Origin of the sequence: Pseudomonas sp. NFACC41-3 (assembly GCF_900109505.1) — a bacterium.
GTDB classification, from domain to species: Bacteria; Pseudomonadota; Gammaproteobacteria; order Pseudomonadales; family Pseudomonadaceae; genus Aquipseudomonas; species Aquipseudomonas chlororaphis.
In genome coordinates this window covers 568,973-591,185 of record NZ_FOAE01000003.1, presented here as the reverse complement: position 1 = coordinate 591,185, position 22,213 = coordinate 568,973, and the positions used below count along the sequence as shown (strand labels likewise).

The 22,213-nt window shown below is 65.7% G+C and carries 19 protein-coding genes; 7 read left to right on the top strand and 12 right to left on the bottom strand.

The genetic code is table 11. The annotated features are described in order from the left end of the window. Nucleotides 1-5: 5 nt before the first annotated feature. The 12 genes from mdcE to pilG form a co-directional block, all read right to left on the bottom strand. Nucleotides 6-809 carry a biotin-independent malonate decarboxylase subunit gamma gene (gene mdcE / locus BMY68_RS17005; protein ID WP_085533012.1) on the bottom strand — a complete coding sequence of 268 codons (804 nt, stop codon included), beginning with the start codon at nucleotides 807-809 and terminating at the stop codon, nucleotides 6-8. Next, nucleotides 806-1,657 carry a biotin-independent malonate decarboxylase subunit beta gene (locus BMY68_RS17000; protein WP_053262971.1) on the bottom strand — a complete coding sequence of 284 codons (852 nt, stop codon included), beginning with the start codon at nucleotides 1,655-1,657 and terminating at the stop codon, nucleotides 806-808. Before BMY68_RS17000 ends, mdcE begins: the two co-directional genes overlap by 4 nt. Then, nucleotides 1,650-1,949 (bottom strand): malonate decarboxylase subunit delta, encoded by a 300-nt coding sequence (locus BMY68_RS16995; RefSeq protein ID WP_007932573.1) that lies wholly within the window; start codon nucleotides 1,947-1,949, stop codon nucleotides 1,650-1,652. The genes BMY68_RS17000 and BMY68_RS16995 overlap by 8 nt, the downstream gene beginning before the upstream one ends. Further along, nucleotides 1,949-2,824 carry a triphosphoribosyl-dephospho-CoA synthase gene (locus BMY68_RS16990; protein WP_085533010.1) on the bottom strand — a complete coding sequence of 292 codons (876 nt, stop codon included), beginning with the start codon at nucleotides 2,822-2,824 and terminating at the stop codon, nucleotides 1,949-1,951. Before BMY68_RS16990 ends, BMY68_RS16995 begins: the two co-directional genes overlap by 1 nt. Then, on the bottom strand, nucleotides 2,825-4,495 hold the full coding sequence (mdcA, locus tag BMY68_RS16985) for a malonate decarboxylase subunit alpha (protein ID WP_085533008.1): 1,671 nt from the start codon (nucleotides 4,493-4,495) through the stop codon (nucleotides 2,825-2,827). 147 nt (nucleotides 4,496-4,642) lie between these two features. Next, a complete protein-coding gene (locus BMY68_RS16980) occupies nucleotides 4,643-4,903 on the bottom strand; it encodes a hypothetical protein (protein WP_053262974.1) in 261 nt (86 codons plus the stop codon). Between the two features lie 901 nt (nucleotides 4,904-5,804). Beyond that, complete coding sequence (locus BMY68_RS16975; RefSeq protein WP_085533007.1) at nucleotides 5,805-6,260, bottom strand: chemotaxis protein CheW; 456 nt, start codon at nucleotides 6,258-6,260, stop codon at nucleotides 5,805-5,807. Next, nucleotides 6,253-12,207 carry an Hpt domain-containing protein gene (locus BMY68_RS16970; protein ID WP_085533005.1) on the bottom strand — a complete coding sequence of 1,985 codons (5,955 nt, stop codon included), beginning with the start codon at nucleotides 12,205-12,207 and terminating at the stop codon, nucleotides 6,253-6,255. Before BMY68_RS16970 ends, BMY68_RS16975 begins: the two co-directional genes overlap by 8 nt. Before the next feature lie 30 nt (nucleotides 12,208-12,237). Next, complete coding sequence (locus tag BMY68_RS16965; protein WP_239694099.1) at nucleotides 12,238-14,274, bottom strand: methyl-accepting chemotaxis protein; 2,037 nt, start codon at nucleotides 14,272-14,274, stop codon at nucleotides 12,238-12,240. A gap of 124 nt (nucleotides 14,275-14,398) precedes the next feature. Then, nucleotides 14,399-14,938 (bottom strand): chemotaxis protein CheW, encoded by a 540-nt coding sequence (locus tag BMY68_RS16960; RefSeq protein ID WP_062824341.1) that lies wholly within the window; start codon nucleotides 14,936-14,938, stop codon nucleotides 14,399-14,401. Nucleotides 14,939-14,949: 11 nt separating this feature from the next. Further along, a complete protein-coding gene (gene pilH, locus BMY68_RS16955) occupies nucleotides 14,950-15,315 on the bottom strand; it encodes a twitching motility response regulator PilH (RefSeq protein WP_007929961.1) in 366 nt (121 codons plus the stop codon). Between the two features lie 43 nt (nucleotides 15,316-15,358). Continuing rightward, entirely contained in the window at nucleotides 15,359-15,766 is a 408-nt protein-coding gene (gene pilG, locus BMY68_RS16950; protein ID WP_007929962.1) for a twitching motility response regulator PilG, read from the bottom strand. Between the two features lie 236 nt (nucleotides 15,767-16,002). Between pilG and gshB the strand changes: the two genes are divergently transcribed. From gshB to BMY68_RS16915, 7 genes are all read left to right on the top strand, one after another. Continuing rightward, nucleotides 16,003-16,959: a glutathione synthase gene (gene gshB / locus BMY68_RS16945; protein ID WP_053262978.1), complete on the top strand. Its 957-nt coding sequence runs from the start codon at nucleotides 16,003-16,005 to the stop codon at nucleotides 16,957-16,959. A 120-nt stretch (nucleotides 16,960-17,079) separates the two neighbouring features. Then, complete coding sequence (locus BMY68_RS16940; RefSeq protein ID WP_009046018.1) at nucleotides 17,080-17,979, top strand: energy transducer TonB; 900 nt, start codon at nucleotides 17,080-17,082, stop codon at nucleotides 17,977-17,979. Nucleotides 17,980-18,203: 224 nt separating this feature from the next. Beyond that, a complete protein-coding gene (locus BMY68_RS16935) occupies nucleotides 18,204-18,773 on the top strand; it encodes a YqgE/AlgH family protein (RefSeq protein ID WP_007929972.1) in 570 nt (189 codons plus the stop codon). Then, on the top strand, nucleotides 18,773-19,210 hold the full coding sequence (gene ruvX, locus BMY68_RS16930) for a Holliday junction resolvase RuvX (RefSeq protein WP_009046019.1): 438 nt from the start codon (nucleotides 18,773-18,775) through the stop codon (nucleotides 19,208-19,210). Before BMY68_RS16935 ends, ruvX begins: the two co-directional genes overlap by 1 nt. A gap of 121 nt (nucleotides 19,211-19,331) precedes the next feature. Further along, nucleotides 19,332-19,838, top strand: a complete 507-nt coding sequence (gene pyrR, locus BMY68_RS16925) for a bifunctional pyr operon transcriptional regulator/uracil phosphoribosyltransferase PyrR (RefSeq protein WP_085533003.1) — start codon at nucleotides 19,332-19,334, stop codon at nucleotides 19,836-19,838. A gap of 26 nt (nucleotides 19,839-19,864) precedes the next feature. Then, nucleotides 19,865-20,869, top strand: a complete 1,005-nt coding sequence (locus BMY68_RS16920) for an aspartate carbamoyltransferase catalytic subunit (protein ID WP_007929978.1) — start codon at nucleotides 19,865-19,867, stop codon at nucleotides 20,867-20,869. Beyond that, entirely contained in the window at nucleotides 20,866-22,137 is a 1,272-nt protein-coding gene (locus tag BMY68_RS16915) for a dihydroorotase (RefSeq protein WP_085533001.1), read from the top strand. Before BMY68_RS16920 ends, BMY68_RS16915 begins: the two co-directional genes overlap by 4 nt. Nucleotides 22,138-22,213: the final 76 nt, after the last annotated feature.

The window sequence follows — 22,213 nt, the reverse complement described above, 5'->3', positions numbered from 1 at the left end:
GGCGCTCACCATTGCTCGCGCAACAGCTGGCGGACCTGGCTGGAAGCGCCACGGTTGCTGGCGCCCAGGCGTCCCGACAGATCGCGGCCATGGGCTCGTGCATCGGCAATCGCCTGGCCCAGGCATTGCCGTACCAGGGTCAGGTCGTCGGCGGTCGGCTGTTCGATCTGGCTGACCGACAATGTCTCCCAGAGCAGGCCGAGGCTGGCATAGCTGTCGATGTCATAGGCCATGGGCGGCACGCTGGCGGCCAGGGTCTCCAATTCCTCGACGCTGCGCAGGGTGACCCGCGCCGCCGAGACCTTGCCCATGGCGTGCACCATCACCCCCGGGTCGCGCAGGGCGATCAGGCGGTTGGCCTGGTAACCGTGGGCCAGGAAGGCCCCGGACATGGCCTTGCCCACCAGCAGGCCGATCACCGGATGCCCGGCTAGCCGGGCCCGGGCATAGCTGTCGGCGGCCGCGGCCAGGGCCTGATGGATGCCCAGGGCCTCTTCGCGACGCCCATAGGCCTGGCTCGGCACGTCGACGATGGCGATCAGCGCGCGCTTGACGCTCTGCTCGCGGTCGGCCTCGATCGCTTCGTCCACCGCCTTGGCCAGGCCCCAGCCTTCCAGCAGGCCGACCTCACCGTTACGGGCGCGCACAAAAGGGTTGGCCGGGTCGGCGACCACGGCGATAAACCGCACCGGTTGCTGCTCCAGGGTGGCGTCCGCCACCTTCAACGAGGCCGGCAAACCCGCTACCGGGGCGGCACCCGCGCTCAGGGCCGTGAACCAATGCAGGCCCCGCAGGGAATAAGCACTCATGAGCGGTCTCCTCGATACAGCTGGCGAACCGTTGCCGGGTCGATCTGTGGGTGGCTGTCCAGCCGGGCCAGGCGTTGCAGGTACAGCTCGGCCTGCCGGCTGCGTTGTGCGCTGGGCAGGCCCTGGGCCAGCAGTTCGCCGAGCTGTTGGCGGATCTGCGCCACGTCGTCGGCCACATAGCGGTCCGCCAGGCCGCTGGCGAAACGCTGCTCGCCGCCGGTCAGGCTCCAGATAAAGGGCCGGTCGCGGGAGTCGTATTCCTCGAGGCCGGCTTCCTGCTCGATCACCTGCGGGCCGTTGAGGCCCAGGCGCGCCTCCTGGGTCACCAGCAGGTAGCTGCACAGCCCGGCGGCAATCGACATGCCGCCAAAACAGCCGACGCTGCCGGCCACCACGCCTATCACCGGCTGGTACTGGCGCAGGTCGACGATGGCCGCGTGAATGTCAGCAATCGCCGCCAGCCCGAGGTTGGCTTCCTGTAGGCGCACGCCGCCGGTTTCCAGCAGCAGTACGGCGCGGGTAGCAATGCCCTTGCGGTTGTCTTCGGCCGCCAGCTCCAGGGCGCCGGCGATCTTCGCCCCGCCGACCTCGCCGAGGCTGCCGCCCTGGAACGCGCCTTCAATGGCGGCGATCACCACCGGCAGGCCGTCGATGCGGCCCTTGGCGATCACCACCCCGTCATCGGCCTGGGGCACCACGCCCTGGCGCGCCAGCCACGGCGACATCACGCGCTGGAACGGATCAAGCAACTCACGAAAGCTGCCGGCGTCGAGCAGGGCCTTGGCGCGCTGCCGGGCACCGAGTTCGACGAAGCTGTGTTTGTTGAGCAAACGGGCGCTGTCAGTCATGGCCGATCTCCTCGAAGCCCTGCTCCAGGCGCAGACGTACCACGCCCGGGGTGGCGCCGAAATCATGGATGTCGATGCTCAGGGCCGGCGGCGTCTGGCCGTCGAACATGCGCTCGAACAGATGCTGCCAGCGCGACGCGCTGCCGTTGACCGAGGTCTGCACCTGAATGCTCAGCTTGCCGGGCTGCCCGGGTTCGAGCAGCACTTCCAGGTCGCCCGAGCCGACACAGCCCACCAGCGCCCGGCCCCGGGCGGGTTGCCCGGCGGGAAATTCGAAAGACAAGGTTTCCATCACACTGCTCCCTGGATAAAGGCGGCGCCGGAGGCGATCCGGTCGATCAGCAGGCAGGCCGCGAGCAAGTCCGCGGCGCCACCGGGCGAGGCATTCAAGGCCAGCAGGCACTGGTCCAGCTCATGCAGGCGGCGACGCCCGGCCAGGCTGGCGCTGCCGCCGGCGTCGAGCACCGCCTGGGCGCCCTGTTGCATGGCCCGCAGGCCCGCCTCGCCGGCGCGATAGAGCACGCAGGTATCGGCCAGGCCGGTCATGATCGCCAGCAGCGCATCGAGCCGGGCATTCTGTTCGCCATGCCCCTGGGCACGACTGCGTTCGAGTTGCGGCAGGCCCCGTTGCAGCACCGCCGGAAAGCCCAACTGGGCTTCTTCCCGAGCGCCACGCACGCCATAGCGCAGCGCCACTTGCGCGCCGTGGCTGAGGGGCCGTGGCGCGTAACGGTCGTCCAGCAGCGCCAGACGCGCGGCCCGCAGACACAGGGCGCCGGCGCTGTTGGCTTGAGGTTGCAGCGCGGCGGCGGCCACCAGCAGGCCCAGGGCCCAGATCGCACCACGATGAGTGTTCACCCCGTGAGTCGTAGCGAGCATCGCCGCTTCGCCTTCACGGCCAATGCGGCCCAGGGCTTCGCGCAGGGGCAGGCCGACCGTGCCGAACGTGCTGGCGGCATCGGCCATTTCCTTGAAGGCTGGCCACAGCGACAGCGCCGAGGCATGCATCAGCCCCAGGTGCAGATCGCTATGGGCGCCGTTGCCGCGACGGTCGACCAGGGCCGGCTTCGGCGACAGGTCGGCCTCGTCGATCAGCGCGTCCACCGCCAGGTCCGCCAGGCGCTCGGCCAGGCTCAGGGGTTTGCTTTGCAGGTTGAAGGCGTGCATTTACCAGCTCCTGAACTTGGCGGGCGGGTTGTACAGGCCACCCGACCACTCCACCAGATCGGCGACGCTTTTCGCCGCCAGCAGCTCGCGGCTGGCGTCGGTGCGGCGGATACCGAGGTCTTCGGGCAAGGCGATCAGGCCTTCGCGGCGCATGCGCGCGGTGTCTTTCGGGTTGTGGCGCAGGCCGATGGCGGTTACCCCGGCCACCGCCGCGATCATCGCCTGGCGCTCTTCCAGGGAACGCGCCTTGTACAGGTAGGCGATGCCCTCTTCGGTCAGCAGGTGGGTGACGTCGTCGCCATAGATCATGATCGGCGCCAGGGGCATGCCGCTCTTGCGCGCCACTTCCACGGCGTCGAGGGTTTCGACGAAGGTCGGTTTGCCGCCTTCCTGGAAGGTCTCGACCATTTGCACCACCAGCTTCTTGCCTCGCTCCAGCATCGGTTGTTGCGCGTCGTCGTGGCGCATATCCAGCCAGGCCGGGGTGCCGTGGCGCCGGCCACGGGGGTCGTGGCCCATGTTCGGCGCACCGCCGAAGCCGGCCAGGCGGCCGCGGGTCACAGTGGAGGAATGGCCGTCGCCATCGACCTGCAGGGTCGCGCCGATAAACAGATCCACCGCGTACTGCCCGGCCAGTTGGCAGAACATCCGGTTGGAGCGCAACGAACCGTCGCGCCCGGTGAAGAACACATCCGGCCGCGCGGCGATGTAGTTTTCCATGCCCAGCTCGGTGCCGAAGCAATGCACGCTTTGCACCCAGCCGCTTTCGATGGCCGGGATCAGGGTCGGGTGCGGGTTGAGGGTCCAGTTGCGGCAGATCTTGCCTTTCAGGCCCAGGGACTCGCCGTAGGTCGGCAGGATCAGCTCGATGGCCGCGGTGTTGAAGCCGATGCCGTGGTTCAGCGACTGGACCTTGTGTTTTTCATAGATGCCGCGGATCGCCATCATCGCCATCAGCACATGCACTGGCTTGATGTGGCGTGGGTCGCGGGTGAACAGTGGTTCGATGTAGAACGGCTTGTCGGCCACCACCACGAAGTCGACCCAAGAGGCCGGGATATCCACCCGCGGCAACTCGCTGACGTCGTCCACCAGCTGGTTGACCTGGACGATGACAATGCCATCGCTGAACGCCGCCGGCTCGATCAGCGCCGGGGTGTCCTCGGTGCTCGGCCCGGTATAGATATTGCCCGCGCGGTCGGCCATGAACCCGGCCGAGAGCACCACGTTGGGGATCAGGTCCACCACCAGCCGCGCATAGAGTTCGATGTAGGTATGGATCGCGCCGATTTCCAGCAGGCCGTCTTCCAGCAGTTGGCTGATGCGCAGGCTCTGGGTGCCGGCGAAGGAGAAGTCGAGCTTGCGGGCGATGCCGCGTTCGAACAGGTCCAGGTGCTCCGAGCGGCCGACGCTGGGCATGATCATGTGCAGGTCGTGCAGGCGGCTCGGGTCGGCCTTGGCCAGGGCGCGCGACAGGAAGTCCGCCTGCTTCTGGTTGTTGCCCTCCAGCACCACGCGGTCGCCGGGCAGAATCAACGCCTCCAGCGCCGCGACTATCTTGTCGGTGGGCAACACCGCACCATCGGCGAGACCCCGCACCTGCTCGAGACGCCGCTGCTTTTCAGCGCGCCGCCGCGTCCAGCGCGAGTCGGGGGATATTGTTGTTGTCATGCTCACTCCACGGGTTCGCTGTCGTGGCCGCTACCTTAGGAGCGCAGGAGGCAAGGCATCAATCAAGCACAGTGGTGGATCGTTACGGTGAGGGTAATGATCAAGGGCGCAGGCCATCGCGCCTACGCCCCATAAACAACCTTGCGCTTAAGCCTCGATCCGCCACTGCAGCGCATCCAACGCATCGCAGCCATCCTGCAACAGCAGATGGGCCGCATTGACGATGTGGTGCAGGTCCTGGTCGTTTACGCCTTTGAGACTCAGGCAGTTGAGGCTGTGCATCAGGTCACGAGTGGCCTTGACGCGCTGGACGGCACAACCGTGCAGGTCGGATGCCGGGGCGTTGGGGTTGAGGTAGAGCACGGGGGTGGTGGTGAGATTGCTGTGTAGCGGGATGAAGTCCGTCATGGGTATTTCTCCGTGAATGCTGAAGAGTTACCACCCTATGCGGCTAAACAAAGAGGGTGGCAGCTGTACGCGGGTTAGCCGACCGGACCATTCACGGAAGTCCGGCACACCCGCAGGTGTCCCACGCACAGCCGCCATAGCAAATGCAGGCAGCAAAAAGCGCCAGCATTATAGGAGGGCGCTTGTGCGTCCGTGAACAGTTTCGACCGGCTAAGATCGGCCACCGATGCGTCGGCGGCAAACCCACTATGGCTATGCAAAAAACCAGCGACAACCCGCAATGTGTTGCCATTGCCTTCAGCAAAACCAGATCTGCCCCACTCCCCCCTGATGCCTCCCCAAACCTGTAGCCGCTGCCGCAGGCTGCGATAGGACCGCAGGTCCTCCAGCGGTTTCAAGATCCTGCGCCTGCTGCGCAGTCGATCGCAGCCTCGCAAGCTCGGCAGCGGCTACAGGGTTAGCGCCGACCGGTAGGTCGCGCATGGCGCAGCTTTGGCTTTTGATTTTGATCTACCCGCCCCATCGGGAGGCCGAGTGGAGGCGTTCATCAGGGGGATGGCGCGCAGCGCCCCTCGACGCAGTCGAGGACATCGTATGGAGGTCGAAGCGAAGCCGACCGGAGTCGATGCCCCCTGATGGACGCCGGAGCGAGGGAACCTGAGCGCAGCGAAGGCCGTACGCCAGGGGCGAGACCTTTTGGTTACTTTTGGGGCGTTTGCCAAAAGTGACCCGCCGTAAGGGCGGAACCATAAGTAGCCGTGACCGCAGGAATGGATATGTACACCGTCCAACATCAGCAGCGAGGCCATCGCAGGCAATCGAACGTCAACCGGCCGCTCCTCCAGATCAGTGGCGCACCCATCAGTCCCAAATAGGGACCGATCAAGCCGCTCGACAGGACCTAGGACAACCCCGCTTCCACCAGCATCGCCTCCAACCCCAACAAATCCGGAATCTTCGCCACCTGCTCCCCCACCTGCACCGCGGCTTTCTCCAGCCGGCACAACGGCACGTCGACATAGCTCAGCTGGCTGTCGAGCCGGCAGGAGCGCGGGATGCCCTGAATCACCAGAGCGATGAACTTCAGGCGCTCGCGACCGCCCAGGGTATTGAGCACCACGATGCGGGCGCGCTCGCCAATGGCCAGGGGCTGGCCGCAAGCGGCCTCGAAGCTGATCAGCGGCAGCTGGCGGTCGCGCCAGGCAACAGAGCGCAGGTACCAGGGTGGCGCGTCGCTGGCCGGTTCGCCGCGTTGATAGTCGATCAATTCGGCCACCGCGACGTTGGGCAGGATCAGGGTGCGGTCGGCCAGGGGCAGCAGCAGTCCGGTGAGGAAGCTGGCGCGGTAGTCATGCATGGGGTCTGCTCCACTGGGCGATGCTCTCCAGCAATACCGACTCCTGGTAAGGCTTGCCGAGGTAGTCGTTGACGCCGATGGCCATGGCCCGGTCGCGGTGTTTCTGCCCGGTGCGCGAGGTGATCATGATGATCGGCAGCTGGTGCAGGCGCGGGTCGGCGCGCACCTGCATCGCCACCTCGAAGCCGTCCATGCGCGGCATTTCGATGTCCAGCAGCATCAGATCCGGGGTGTGCTCCTGCAACAGCGCCATGGCGTCGACCCCGTCCTTGGCGGTCAGCACGTTCATGCCGTGGCGTTCCAGCAGGCGGCTGGTGACCTTGCGCACCGTCACCGAATCGTCGACCACCAGCACCAGCCTCGGCCGCAGCGGTTCGACCTCGGCAATCACTTCGTCGCCAGCCGCCATGCGCGGCGCCGGCAAGCGCGTTTGCAGGGCGCGGATATGCGCCAGCAGATCGAGGATCAGCACCACCCGGCCATCGCCGAGGATGGTCGCGCCGGACAGCCCCTGCACCGCCGCGAACTGCGGCCCCAGGCTCTTGACCACGATCTCCCGGGTGCCGGCCATGGCGTCCACCTGCACGGCGATCCGATGTTCGTTGTAATGCACCAGCAGCACCGGCAGCGGCAGGCTCTGCCCCAGCAGTTTCGGCCGGGCCACGGTGTGCAGCAGTTCGCCGAGGTAGCACAGCTCATAACGCTGGCCGGCGTATACGTAATGGGGCGGGTCGAGCTGGTAATGGCTTTCCAGTTCGTTGGGCAGCACCCGCACGATGCCCTCGATGGTGTTCAGCGGGATCGCGTACTGCTCCTCCAGGCACTGCACCATCAGCGCACGGTTGACCGACAGGGTGAACGGCAGGCGGATGCGGAAATGCACGCCCTGCCCCGGGATCGAGTCGATGGTCATCGAGCCGCCGAGCTGGCGCACCTCTTCATGGACCACGTCCATGCCCACCCCGCGCCCGGAAATCTGGGTGATTTTCTCCGCCGTGGAAAACCCCGGCTGCATGATGAATTGCAGCACGTCGCGGTCGCTGATCTCGGCATTGGGGGCGAGCAGGCCACGCTTGATCGCCTTGCGCCGCACCGCTTCCAGCGGCACCCCAGCGCCGTCGTCGCGCATGTCGAAAACGATATCGCCGCCTTCGTGGGACAGGTCCAGGGTGATCCGCCCCTGATCCGGCTTGCCCGAGGCGCGCCGCACCTCGGCGGACTCCAGGCCATGGTCGACGGCGTTGCGCAGCATGTGCTCCAGGGGCGCGACCATGCGCTCCAGCACATTGCGATCCATCTCGCCCTCGGCGTTGCCGACGCTGAACGAGACATCCTTGCCCAACTCCTCCGCCACCTGGCGGACAATGCGTTTGAGGCGCGGCACCAGGCGCTCGAACGGCACCATGCGCGTGCGCATCAGGCCTTCCTGCAATTCGGTATTGACCCGCCCTTGCTGCTGCAACAGGTTTTCCGCGTCCTGGTTGCGCCGGTCCAGGGTTTCCTTGAGGTCGAGCAGGTCGGACGCCGACTCGAACAAGGCCCGCGACAGTTGCTGCAACTGCGAATGGCGGTCCATCTCCAGCGGGTCGAATTCCTCGTAGCCCAGGCGCTCGGCCTCGACCTGCTGGCGGCTGAGAATCCGCCCCTGGGTTTCAGTATCCAGGCGACGCAACTGGTCACGGATACGCTCGATGGTGGTTTCCATTTCGCTCAGGGCCACCCGCGCATCGTTGACCTGTTGCTCGATGCGCCCACGGAAGATCGAGGTTTCCCCGGCCAGGTTGACCAGGTCGTCCAACAGCTCGGCCGAGACCTTGACCATATCCCCGGCCACCGCCGCTTCCGCCGGTACCGCTGGCGGTTCGGGTTTGTTTGGCGGGCTAAGGTCGGGCAGCAACAGAAGCGGGGCTTCGGCCTGGGCCGGATGGGTAAAGCCGCGAATCGCCTCGATCAGGCTGTCGGCCGGCTTGATCGGTTGCTCGGCGCGGGCGGCGTCGAGCATCTGCGCCAGGCGGTCCTGGCTTTTCTGCAACAGGCCGAACAGCGCCGGGGTCGGTTGCAGCAGGCCCGCGGACAGGCCTTCATAGAGAAACTCCAGTTCATGGGCCAGGTCGCCGATCGGCACGATCTCCACCATGCGCGCACCGCCCTTGAGGGTGTGCAGGTCACGCAGCAGGGTTTCCACTTCCTGGCGGCTGGCCGGCTCGGCCTGCCAGCGCGTCAGCGCCGCCCCCGAACTGTCGAGGATGTCGAAGCCTTCTTCGAGGAAGATCTCCAGCAGCTCCGGATCGTGGGCTGCCGAATCGTCGGTCACCGCGGCCTCGGACACCTCGCTGGTGACCCCGCTGCGCTGGCGAAAACCGCGAATCGCTTCGATCAGCGCCTTGGGGTCGCTCAGCGCTTGCTGTGCCTGCAATTGCTGCAACAGCAGCGCCAGTTGCGCATGGCTGCGTTGCAGCAGGTCGGCCAGGGCCTCGCCATGCTGGTAACGGCGATCCACCAGGCCTTCGTAGAGATTTTCCAGTTCCTGGGCCAGGTCACCCACCGGGCCGACTTCAGCCATGCGCGCACCGCCCTTGAGGGTGTGCAGGTCGCGTTGCAGGGAAGACAGCGGTGCAACGTTGTCCGGGTCGGCCAGCCAGCGCTGCAAGGCCTGGCCGGCGCTTTCGAGAATATCCATCGCCTCTTCGAGGAAGATCGCCACGATTTCATCGTCCGGCTCCTCCACCTCGATCTGCGCCTCCTGCTCCATCTCGGCGGTGGCACTGGCCAAGTCGGTGATGCTCAGGGTGCGGCTGCCGTCGCTGCGGATCAGGCCCATGGCCGCAGGGTCGAGGCTTTCCTCGAGCAGTTCGCGCAAGGCCCGGACCATGGCCGGTTGCGGGCTGATTTCCTGGCCGGCGGCCAGTTCGTCGAGCATGTTGATCAGGGCTTCGTGGGCGTTTTCCGCCTCATGGAAAAACCGTTCGCCCACCGCCAGGCTGCTTTCTTCCACGGCGCCGTACAGGTCCAGCAGCGCTTCGCACAGCTCATCCATCGGCTGCAGGTCCGCCAGGTGCGCGCCTTCGCCAAGGGTGGTCAACTCGTCCAGCAGGGCGCTGAGTTCCTGCCGCTCGCCGGGGTGCTGTTGCCAGCGGCGCAGCAGGTTTTCGGCATCCAGCAGGATGTCCATGCCCTGGGCCAGGAAGCTGCTGATCAACTGCGCATCGCGCTTGACCCGCAGCCCGGTATTGGGCGCGTTGAGCAGGGTTTCCAGGCGCTCGGCGGTCAACGCCTTGACCCGTTCGATCAGGTCGGCGGCGCCTTCGATGGGCGCCAGCGGATCGCTGCCCAGCTGTTGCAGGCTGCGGCGAAACAGACCTTCGGCCTCCAGCAGCAGTTCGACCTCGTCCAGGTCCAGGGCCATCAGGTGCGCGCGGTATTCCCGGGCCAGCAGGTCCAGCGGCGCCGCCAGCTCGGCGATCGGCAGTACACCGGCCATGTAGGCGCTGCCCTTGAGGGTGTGCAAGGCGCGCTGCAATTCGTCGCTGGCCTGCAGCGGCAGGTGCTCGGCAGCCTGATCGAGAAAGCGCTTGATGCTCTCCAGATGGGTTTCGGCCTCGTTGCGGAAGATCTCCAGCAACTGCGGGTCGAGCTCGTCTGCCAAGCCGTCTGGCGACGCCGTGTCGCCCTTGGCCAGGGCATGCGCCCGGGCAGCCAGGCGGTCGACATCGTCGCGCTGGCGCTGGGCCTGGGCGGCGAACTCGGCGACCAGCTCCGGCAGCAGCTGCAATACCTCTTCAAGCAGTTGCCGCACCTGCGGCCCCGGCTCCACGCTGTGTTCCAGGACGCGGTTGAGCAGGTTCTCCACGGCCCAGGCCAGCTCGCCCAGCACCAGCGCACGCACCATCCGCCCGCTGCCCTTGAGGGTGTGGAAGGCCCGGCGCAGTTCGCCCAGCGCCGCCTTGCCGTGAGGATCGGCGGTCCAGCGCGGCAGGTACTCGCGCAGCACGTCGAGCACTTCGTCGGTCTCTTCGAGGAAGACTTCACGCAGCTCGTCGTCCACCGGCGCTTCATCGCCCGGCGGCGGCAACAGGCTGCCCGGCGTGTCCAGCGCTGGTGGGTTGAGCGCCGAGACCGGGCTGGCCAGTACATCGGCCAGGGACTGCGCCACTTCCGGGTTGTCCAGTTCCTGCAGGTCCTGCATCACCAGGGCTTCGTTGGGGCTGAGCACATCACTGAGCAGCGGCACCTGTTCGTTCGGCAGCCACTCGTCCGGCGCCCGCTTTTGTGGCGCATAGCCCAGCGCGGCCAGGCCCTGCTCGGCCACGTCGAGAATCTTTTCCCCCGGCGCCTGGGGATCGTCGTTCAGGCGCTCCAGGTAATACTCGATGCTGGTGATCACGTCGGCCAGATTGTCCAGCTGCTGCCAGCCGGGCTGGCGCGGGTCCAGCAGCAGGTGTTCGCGCACAAAGCCGATGCAGGCTTGCAGCAGGCCCGCCGCACGGCCCAGGGGAATCATCGCCAGGGCGCCGCGCACCTGGGTCAGCAGCTCCGGCAGCGCCTGCAAGTGTTCGCGGTCCCAACCGGCATCGATGTAGTCGACGATCAGGTCCTTGGCCTGTTGCAGGCAGATCCGCGCCTCCTTGATCACCAGTTGGTGGATCTGGGTCAGGTCGGTGGTCGGCAGGCGGCTTTCTTCGCGGCTCTCGGGTTCGGCCGGGCCGACCATGCCGGCCAGGGTCGCCTCGACATACAGCAGGGCCCCGGCCACATCCATCAGCACCGCGTCATTCGGTTCGCGCTGGCCCTGGGCCAGGCTCAGCACCACCGCCAGTTGGTCGATGATGACCTTGCGCGGCTGGCCGAAACCCAGCACCGCCAGGGTGTCGGCGATCTGTCGCAGGGGCGCCAGCAGGCTGTCCAGGTCCGACGCGTGCTGGCGGTCGCTGCGCACGAACAGGTCCAGGCGTTCCTTGACCCGCACCAATTCCTCGCACAAGGCCGACAGCACCGAGCGCATGGCGTCTCGGTCCGGGCCGGCCATGCGCGCCCGCTCCTGGTCGACCAGCGCATTGTCGGGCAAAGCGTCATCGAGTCCGTAGGTGTCTTTCATGGTCTGCATCTGCGCGGTGGGATAGCGGGCCTTGGCGATGTAAAACAGCAGGCTTTTCAACAGTTCGTCGGGGGCCGCCTGGTTGACCCCGGCGATGCCTTGTTCATAGAGGCGCTTGAGTTCGCGGTCGGCATCCTTGAGCAGGCTGCGCACCGCCGGGCTGTTGGCGATCGCCCCGCTGCCCATGCCTTCCACCAGGGCCAGGGCGATCTGCCACAAGGGCCCCAGCGGGGCGTTCTGGCACAACACCTGGAGGCGTTCGAAAACCTTGGCCATGTAGCCCAGGCTGTTTTTCACATCCTGTTCGCGCAGCAGGTCGACCAGCGCGGTTTGCAGCATGTGCCGCAACTTGCGCAGCAGGATGGTCAGGTCGGGGGGCGCCAGGCGGTTCAGTGTCGCCTGGTCCAGCGCCGGCAGGTCCGGCAGCTGCGGGCTGAACAGGCTGGTTTCGCTCAGCAGGCCTTCGCCCCGGGCGCTGCGCAGGTCGTTGAGCAGCGGCAACACCACCAGCGGCAGGTCGCGGCGCGCGCTTTGCACCCGGTCGAGGTACTGCGGCAATTGGCTGATGGCTTGGCGCAGCAGGTAGATCGCCTCGTCCCGCTGGGCCACGCGGTACTCGCGCAGGGCCAGGGTCAGGGCTTCCATTTCTTCGGCGAGCAGCGCCGCACCATAGAACTCGACCATCTGCAGGCTGCCGTGGACCTGATGGATGCACTCCAGGCACTGTTCGAGAGCCTCCACCGCCTGCGGCTCGTCGACCAGATGATCGAGCGCCTGGTGGGCCTGCTTCAGCGTTTCGGCAATTTCGCCCTTGACCCATTCCAGGGCCACATAGTCGTGCCGATCACCCATTACCATTCCCATCAAAGTCGTGCTCCGGCCTCAGCGGTTGTCCCGCGGCGTCTGCTCGCGACCGGCCGGCAAGGTGAAACCGGACACCGAGCGCCGCAGCTGGCTGGCCATTTTCGCCAGGTTGCCGATGCTCTCGGCCGTCGCGGTCGAGCCGGACGAAGTCTGTGAAGTAATCTGCTGGATCACGTTCATGGTCAAGGATATCTGTCCGGCCGACGACGTCTGCTGCTGGGCGGCGTTGGAGATGCTCTGGATCAGCGCCGCCAGGGTCTTGGAGACGCCTTCGATTTCTTCCAGGGCCACCCCGGCATCCTGCGCCAGCCGGGCGCCGCGCACCACTTCCGAGGTGGTCTGCTCCATGGAGATCACCGCCTCGTTGGTGTCGGTCTGGATCGCCCGCACCAGGGTCTCGATCTGCCGGGTCGCCGCCGAAGAACGTTCCGCCAGGCGCTGCACCTCATCGGCCACCACCGCGAAGCCGCGCCCGGCATCCCCGGCCATGGAAGCCTGGATCGCCGCGTTGAGGGCGAGGATATTGGTCTGGTCGGCAATGTCATCGATCAGGCTGACAATGTCGCCAATTTCCTGGGACGACTCACCCAGGCGCTTGATGCGCTTGGCGGTGTCCTGGATCTGCTCGCGAATGTTGTCCATGCCGTGGATGGTGTTGTGCACCACCTCGTTGCCCTTGTTGGCGATCTCCACCGAACGCTCGGCCACCGCCGAGGACTCGGCGGCGTTGGCCGACACCTGATCGATCGACTGGGCCATTTCGTTGATCGCGGTGGAGGCTTCGGAAATCTGCTGGGCCTGATGCTCCGAGGCTTCGGCCAGTTGCATCGCGGTGGCCTGGGTTTCCTGCACCGCGCCGGCGACCTGGCCGGCGGTGAGGTTGATGGTCGCCACCAGGTCGCGCAATTGGTCCACGGAATAGTTGATCGAGTCGGCGATGGTGCCGGTGAAGTCCTCGGTCACCGAGGCGGTCACGGTGAGGTCGCCGTCGGCCAGGTCTTCGATCTCGTCCAGCAAACGCATGATCGCATTCTGGTTGCGCTCGTTCTTCTCCGCGGTCTCGTGCAGCTGGCGGTTGGTTTCGCGGACCATCACCAGGCCAATGAGGATGATCGAGGCCAGCGCCGCCAGACCCAGGACATAACCGCCGATGGTGTCCAGCGAACGGCCGCCGGCCAGATTCTCGAAACCGATGGCCAGGTGCGAGGCCTCGTCGAGCAGGGTCTGCGACAGGCTGAAGATATTGCTCGCCGATTCGCGGACCTGGAACAGCTCGGGGGAGGTTTCGAGGATTTCATCCACCGAGCCGGAGACGAACTGGAACAGCTCGCTGATCTCGGTCAGGCGCGCCCGCGCATCGCGGTCCTCGACCTGGCTGATCTTCAGGGTCGGGTTGCCCTGGAGCATGCCACTCAGCACCTGGCCAAAGCGCGCCGCGTCACGGCCGAAGGCGTCGGCGGCCTGAACCGCGTTTTCGTCGCCGGCCAGCACGGTATTCACCGCGCCGAGAATGCGCTCGGCGAGCAGCGACTGGCGTTGCGCCATGGCCACCTGGGCGGCCGGAGCGCCGCGTTGCAGGAGGATTTCCACGACCTTTTCATACTCGACCTGCAACTGCGGCACGGTTTCCGCCAGGGTCGCGGCCACCTGATGCAGGGACAATACGGTCTGTTCGCTGGCCAGGATCGCGTCGGCGTTGTGCAGCAGCTTGTCCCAGTCCTGCTGCACCGCGCGCATTTCCTGACGCACCGCCACCGGCGCGGCGGGCAGCCCGGTGGCCGGGTCGCCTTTTTTCAGGTAGCCCCAGCGCTGGGCGAAATCGTTGCGCGCATCGCCCAGCAGCTTGAAGGCCGCGGCCTTGCCCGCCGCGGCTTCCGTGGCGTTCTTGGCAATGCGCTGGGACAGCACCCGCAACTCGCCGGCGTGGCCGATGTACTGCTTGTCGTACGTGGCCTGGGTGTTGAGGTAAGCGAAGTTGGCGAACAGCAGCATGATGAACACGATCAGGGCAATGAACAGCACGATGATCTGCGAGCGGCTGCGCGATCCTTCCATTGGCTTGCCTGGGTTGGCTTTTAGCATCTGCACACCTGAATTCCGGTTGTTCTGTTGCCCGCGCCATGGACGGCGCGGTCCTGCAGGTTCATCGCGCAATATTCATCGCGAGCAAGCCTCGCGCCTACAGCGCCACATCCAGGAACCCCGGCGACTGCGCCAGGGCGAAGGGACTGAATACCCACCAGACCGGCTCACACGGGAAATACCCCCGCAGGTACGGCGTGATGGCGCCCTGCTCGCTAGCGTTGGCCGCGGTTTCCAGGCTGCTCTGCTCGAAGTGCTGCATGCCGGCCACCTCGTCCACCATCAAGCCGGCGAACACCTCTTTGTGCTCGACCACCAGCACCCGCCGCTGCTTGCGCAGGGCCGACAGCTCATGGCCGAAGAACCCGCACAGGTCCATGATCGGCAGCAGCCGTCCGCGCAAGTTGGCCACGCCTTTCACCCAGGGCTTGACCCCGGGCAGCAGGGTATAACGGGGCTCGTGCAGGACCTCGCTGACTTCGCCCATCGGCGCCACATACCAATGCTCGCCGATGCGAAAGCCGATACCGCTCCAGCCGTGCTGGCGGGTTTCCTGGGAAGGCAGGTCGGCTGCCAGCAGGCGGCAGCGCTGGTCGATCTCGAGCAGCAGTTCGAAGGCGGTTTGCGACTCGGCCATGGCGCGGGCGGTCAGCCGGCCAGGACGCTGTTCAGGGTCTTGATCAGGGTGTCTTCGTCGACCGGCTTGGTCAGGTAATCCTTGGCGCCCTGGCGAGTGCCCCAGACCTTGTCGGTTTCCTGATCCTTGGTGGTGATGATGATCACCGGGATATGGCTGGTTTCCGCGTCCTTGGTCAACTGACGGGTCGCCTGGAAACCATTGAGGCCGGGCATGACGATGTCCATCAGGACCGCGTCGGGCTTTTCCTGGCGCGCCAGGGCCACGCCGTCGGCGCCGTTTTCGGCCTTCAGGACTTCATGGCCGTGCTTTTCCAGCATGCCGGTCAGTTTGTACATTTCAGTCGGCGAGTCATCGACGATCAGAATACGAGCCATGGTCTTCCCCATACGAATAGGCGTGCGGCCCGCTGGCCGAACCTCAATGTGCTTGTTCTACTGCGGCGAACCCCGGCACATGGGCCTTGATCGCGCTCAGCAGCTCTTCCTTGCTGAAAGGCTTGGTCAAAAACTGGTCAGAGCCGACGATGCGACCCTTGGCCTTGTCGAACAGGCCGTCCTTGGAGGACAGCATAATCACCGGCGTGGACTTGAACGCGCTGTTGTTCTTGATCAACGCGCAGGTCTGATAGCCATCGAGCCGCGGCATCATGATGTCGACGAAAATGATGCCCGGGTGGTTGTCGGCGATCTTGGCCAGGGCCTCGAAACCGTCGACCGCGGTGATGACTTCACAGCCCACATTCTTCAGCAGCGTTTCGGCCGTGCGGCGAATCGTCTTCGAATCATCGATCACCATCACCTTGAGGGCGCTGGATTGCTGTTCCATATCTGCTCTACCATCGCCACAGCGAATCGATTTTCTGCCCGTACTGGTGGCCAATGCCTCAAGCCCTTGATGTTCAAGGCCTGAGCACGGCATGCGAGCCTTTTTAGCATACTCTCCCTACGCAATCTATCGGCCGACCGGCGCGGTGGTTTTTCCTTGACCGGGAACCGCCCGAGCGCCACTCTGACGCCACTTTTTCAAGCCATTGCGCCCACTAATTTTCGAGGAAACCGCCCATGAGCGTTCGCGTCGGGATTGTCATGGACCCTATCGCCAGCATCTCCTATAAGAAGGACAGCTCGCTGGCCATGCTGCTGGCCGCCCAGGAACGCGGCTGGACCCTGTTCTATATGGAACAGCGCGACCTGTACCAGGCGACCGGTGGCGTGGCCCGGGCGCGGATGCGCCCGCTGAAGGTGTTCGCCGACCCGCACAAGTGGTTCGAACTGGAAGCCGAGACCGACAGCGCCCTGAGCGAGCTGGACGTGATCCTGATGCGCAAGGACCCACCGTTCGACATGGAGTTCGTCTACTCCACCTATCTGCTGGAGCAGGCCGAGCGCGACGGCGTGCTGGTGGTCAACAAGCCGCAGAGCCTGCGTGACTGCAATGAAAAGCTGTTCGCCACCCTGTTCCCGCAGTGCACGCCACCGACCATCGTCAGCCGTCGTCCGGACGTGTTGCGCGAATTCGCCGACCATCACGGCGATGTGATCCTCAAGCCGCTGGACGGCATGGGCGGCTCGTCGATCTTCCGCCACACCGCCGGCCACCCGAACCTCTCGGTGATCCTCGAAACCCTGACCCAGCACGGCAAGCAGCAGATCATGATCCAGGAGTACCTGCCGGCCATCGTCGATGGCGACAAACGCATCCTGATGATCGACGGCGAACCTGTGGATTATTGCCTGGCGCGGATTCCCGCCCAGGGTGAAACCCGTGGCAACCTCGCCGCCGGTGGCCGTGGCGAAGCCCGGCCGCTGACCGAGAAAGATCGCTGGATTGCCGCACAGGTCGGCCCGACCCTGCGCGAGAAAGGCCTGCTGTTCGTGGGGCTCGACGTGATCGGCGAGCACCTGACCGAAATCAACGTCACCAGCCCGACCTGCATCCGCGAGATCGACAACGCCTTTGGCACCAACATCGGCGCAATGCTGATGGATGCCATCGATCAGAAGCTCAAGGCTCGTTGATCCAGAACTGCCAAGCACAAACCAACATTGCGTTATCATGCGCCGCCTGTGAAACGCGCGATGTTGGTCTTGTGATGCTTTTTGTGATGTTGAACCGCTGATGACTTTTGTGAACCGCTAATGGCTCTCCCTTCCGATCTGCCCCCCGAGCTGGCCCACAGCGGTGTGCGCCCGGCCGATCGCCTGGGGTTTACCCTGTTCCTGGCCGCCCTGCTGCATATCGCGCTGATTCTCGGCCTGGGCTTCTCCTTCGCCGAACCCAAGCAGATCAGCAAGACCCTGGAAATCACCCTGGCCACCTTCAAGAGCGAGACCAAGCCGAAGAAGGCCGATTTTCTCGCCCAGGAAAACCAGCAAGGCAGCGGTACCCTGGACAAGAAGGCGATCCCGAAGACCACCGAAGTGGCGCCGTTCCAGGAAAACAAGGTGAACAAGGTCACCCCGCCGCCTCCGGCCAAGACCGAAGTCAAGCAAGCCGCGCCCAAGGCCGCGGTCGCCACCACCGCGCCGAAGCCGAAAAAGACCGTCACCAAGCGTGAAGAGGTCAAGACCGAGGCCAAACCCAAGGTTCCGGTGCCGACGTTCGACAGCGAGCAGCTGTCCAGCGACATCGCCAGCCTGGAGGCCGAACTGGCCCAGGAGCAGCAGCTGTACGCCAAGCGCCCGCGCATCCACCGCCTGAGCGCGGCCTCGACCATGCGCGACAAGGGCGCCTGGTACAAGGACGAGTGGCGCAAGAAGGTCGAGCGCATCGGCAACCTCAATTACCCGGAAGAAGCCCGGCGCAAGCAGATCTACGGCAACCTGCGGCTGATGGTCTCGATCAACCGCGACGGTTCGCTGTACGAGGTGCTGGTGCTGGAGTCCTCCGGCCAGCCGCTGCTGGACCAGGCGGCCCAGCGCATCGTGCGCCTGGCGGCACCGTTCGCGCCCTTTACCGGCGACCTGTCGGATATCGACCGCCTGGAGATCATTCGCACCTGGAAGTTCGCCCGCGGCGACCGGCTGTCCAGCAACTGATCCCCTACCTCTTGTAGCCGCTGTCGAGCTTGCGAGGCTGCGTACGGGCGCATAGCGGCCGCAAAAAATGTCCATGCGGTGTGCCAGGCAAAACGTGCGGGCAGATTTGCGCCTGCTGCGCAGTCGTACGCAGCCTCGCAGGCTCGACAGCGGCTACAGGATTCATGGGGAATGAGAGCATCCCCAGCTTGTCAGTTCGCCCCTCCACCGCCACACTAGCGCTCATGAAAAACGTCAGCCCCAGCTACCTCAAGCATCACTTCCTGATCGCCATGCCGCACATGGCCGACCCGAACTTTGCGCACACCTTGACCTACATCGTCGAGCACAATGCCAATGGCGCCATGGGGTTGGTGGTCAACCGTCCGCAGGACCTGAACCTCGCCGATATCCTCGAGCAATTGCGCCCCGAGATCGACCCGCCAGCGCTCTGCCAGCATGTGCCGATCTTCATCGGCGGCCCGGTGCAGACCGATCGCGGTTTTGTCCTGCACCCCAGCGGCCCGACCTTCCAGGCCACGGTCGAGCTGGACGGCCTGTCGCTGTCGACGTCCCAGGACGTGCTGTTCGCCATCGCCGATGGCGTCGGCCCGGCCAAAAGCCTGATCGCCCTCGGTTATGCCGGCTGGGAAGCCGGGCAGCTGGAAGCCGAGCTGGCGGACAACGCCTGGCTGACCTGCCCGTTCGACGCCGACATCCTGTTCAACACCAGCAGCGAACTGCGCCTGGAAGCGGCGGCCAAGCACCTGGGCATCAATCTCGCCCTGCTGACCAGCCAGGCGGGCCACGCCTGATGGCCCTGCGACTGATCCTCGGGTTCGACTACGGCACCAAACAGATCGGCGTGGCGGTTGGCCAGGCCATCACCGGCCAGGCCCGCGAGCTGTGCACCCTGAAGGCGCAGAACGGCGTGCCGGACTGGAACCAGGTCGAAGCCCTGATCAAGGAATGGAAGCCGGATGCGGTGGTGGTCGGCCTGCCATTGAACATGGACGGCACCCCGAGCGAGATGTGCGTGCGCGCCGAGAAGTTCGCCCGGCGCCTCAATGGCCGCTACAACCTGCCCTTCTATACCCATGACGAACGCCTGACCACCTTCGAGGCCAAGGGCGAACGCCTGGCCCGGGGCGGCCAGAAAGGCAGTTACCGCGACAACCCGGTCGACGCCATCGCCGCCGCCCTGCTGCTGCAAGGCTGGCTCGACGAAAACGCAGCGCTGTTGAACAACTGAAACGCCGAATCCTGAAGATGCGTGGTCAACCCCCGCCCACGCGCCTCCTGGCCACAACACCAGCCGTAAGACCCTGCGCCTTGCTGCATGCAACCAGGCGCGGGCCCACGAAGGAGCAATCATGAGCCTGCCCAATCCCGCCGAACTGATCAGCCAGATGGCCGTGCGTCTCACCGCCCACCTGGAACAACGCGCCATCAACGAGCCCCGCTATATCGGCATCCGTACCGGCGGCGTCTGGGTCGCCCAGACCCTGCTCGCCGAACTGGGCAGCGACGCGCCGCTGGGCACCCTGGATGTGTCCTTCTACCGCGACGACTTCAGCCAGAACGGCCTGCATCCGCAAGTGCGCCCTTCCGAGCTGCCGTTCGAGATCGAGGGCCAGCACCTGATCCTGATCGACGACGTGCTGATGAGCGGCCGCACCATTCGCGCCGCCCTCAACGAGCTGTTCGACTATGGCCGCCCGGCCAGCGTGACCCTGGTCTGCCTGCTGGACCTGGACGCCGCCGAGCTGCCGATTCGTCCGAATGTGGTCGGCGCCACCCTGTCGCTGGCCGCCCACGAGCGGGTAAAATTGTCCGGTCCTGCGCCGCTTCAACTCGAGCTTCAAGACCTCGCCCTTTAATTCGCCCCTCTAAAGAGTCCATTGCGATGACGCCTCTAGACGCCAAGCGCCCGCTGCAGCTCAACGATCAGGGCCAGCTGCGCCACTTCCTCTCGCTCGACGGTCTGCGTCGCGAGCTGCTGACGGAAATCCTCGACACCGCCGACTCCTTCCTCGAAGTCGGCGCCCGGGCCGTCAAGAAAGTCCCTTTGCTGCGCGGCAAGACCGTGTGCAACGTGTTCTTCGAGAACTCCACCCGCACCCGCACCACCTTCGAACTGGCGGCCCAGCGCCTGTCGGCGGACGTGATCACGCTCAACGTGTCCACCTCCTCGGCCAGCAAGGGTGAAACCTTGCTCGATACCCTGCGCAACCTCGAAGCCATGGCCGCCGACATGTTCGTCGTGCGTCACGGCGACTCCGGCGCTGCGCACTTCATCGCCGAACATGTGTGCCCGCAGGTGGCGATCATCAACGGCGGCGACGGCCGCCACGCCCACCCGACCCAGGGCATGCTCGACATGCTCACCATCCGTCGGCACAAGGGCGGCTTCGAAAACCTCTCGGTGGCCATCGTCGGCGACATCCTGCACTCGCGGGTGGCGCGCTCGAACATGCTGGCCCTGAAAACCCTGGGGTGCCCGGACATCCGCGTGATCGCGCCCAAGACCCTGCTGCCGATCGGCATCGAGCAATACGGGGTGAAGGTCTACACCGACATGGCCGAAGGCCTGAAGGACGTCGACGTGGTGATCATGCTGCGTCTGCAGCGCGAGCGCATGCAGGGCGGCCTGCTGCCGAGCGAGGGCGAGTTCTACCGCCTGTTCGGCCTGACCACCGCGCGCCTGGCCGGCGCCAAGCCGGACGCCATCGTCATGCACCCGGGCCCGATCAACCGCGGCGTGGAGATCGAATCGGCGGTGGCCGACGGTCCGCATTCGGTGATCCTCAATCAGGTGACCTACGGCATCGCGGTACGCATGGCCGTACTGTCCATGGCCATGAGCGGGCAGACCGCCCAGCGACAATTCGAGCAGGAGAACGCCCAGTGAAGCTCAGCATTCTCGGCGCCCGTGTCATCGATCCAAGCAGCGGCCTGGATCAAGTCAGCGATATCCATCTGGAAGCCGGCAAGATCGTCGCCATCGGCGCCGCGCCCGCCGGTTTCAGCGCGGCTGAAAGCCTCGACGCCAAGGGCCTGGTGGCCGCGCCCGGGCTGGTGGACCTGAACGTCTCCCTGCGCGAGCCGGGCTACAGCCGCAAAGGCACCATCGCCAGCGAAACCCGCGCCGCCGCCGCTGGTGGCGTCACCAGCCTGTGCTGCCCGCCGCGCACCAAGCCGGTGCTGGACACCTCGGCGGTGGCCGAGCTGATCCTCGATCGCGCCCGCGAGGCCGGCAATACCAAGGTGTTCCCGATCGGCGCCCTGAGCAAAGGCCTGGACGGCGAACAGCTGGCCGAGCTGATCGCCCTGCGCGACGCCGGTTGCGTGGCCTTCGGCAACGGCCTGGATGGCTTTCGCAGCACCCGCACCCTGTGCCGGGCGCTGGAATACGCGGCGACCTTCGACCTGACGGTGATTTTCCACTCCCAGGATCGCGACCTGGCCGAAGGCGGCCTGGCCCACGAAGGCGCCACCGCCAGCTTCCTCGGCCTGCCGGGCATTCCGGAAACCGCGGAAACCGTGGCCCTGGCCCGTGACTTGCTGCTGGTGGAGCAAAGCGGCGTGCGCGCCCACTTCAGCCAGCTGACCAGCGCCCGGGGCGTGGCCCTGATCGCCCAGGCCCAGGCCCGTGGCCTGCCGGTGACCGCCGACGTGGCGCTGTACCAGCTGATCCTCACCGACGACGCGCTGATCGACTTCTCCAGTCTCTATCACGTCCAGCCGCCGCTGCGCTCGCGCGCCGACCGCGAAGGCCTGCGCGAGGCCGTGAAGTCCGGGGTGGTCCAGGCCATCTCCAGCCATCACCAGCCCCACGAACGCGACGCCAAGCTGGCGCCTTTCGGCGCCACCGAGCCGGGCATCAGCAGCGTCGAGCTGCTGCTGCCGCTGGCCATGACCCTGGTGGAAGACGGTCTGCTCGACTTGCCGACCCTGCTGGCACGCCTGAGCAGCGGCCCGGCCGACGTCCTGCGCCTGCCGGCCGGCAAGCTGGCGGTAGGCGCTCCGGCGGACCTGGTGTTGTTCGACCCGAGCACGTCCACGGTGGCCGGCGAACACTGGTTGTCGAAAGGCGAGAACTGTCCGTTCCTCGGCCATAGCCTGCCGGGCGTGGTGCGTTACACCCTGGTGGATGGACGGATCAGCCACAAGGGCTGACGGCCATGATCGCGAGCAAGCTCGCTCCTACAGGTACGGCGCAGACCCTATGGGCGCCGCACTTCTTCTGTAGGAG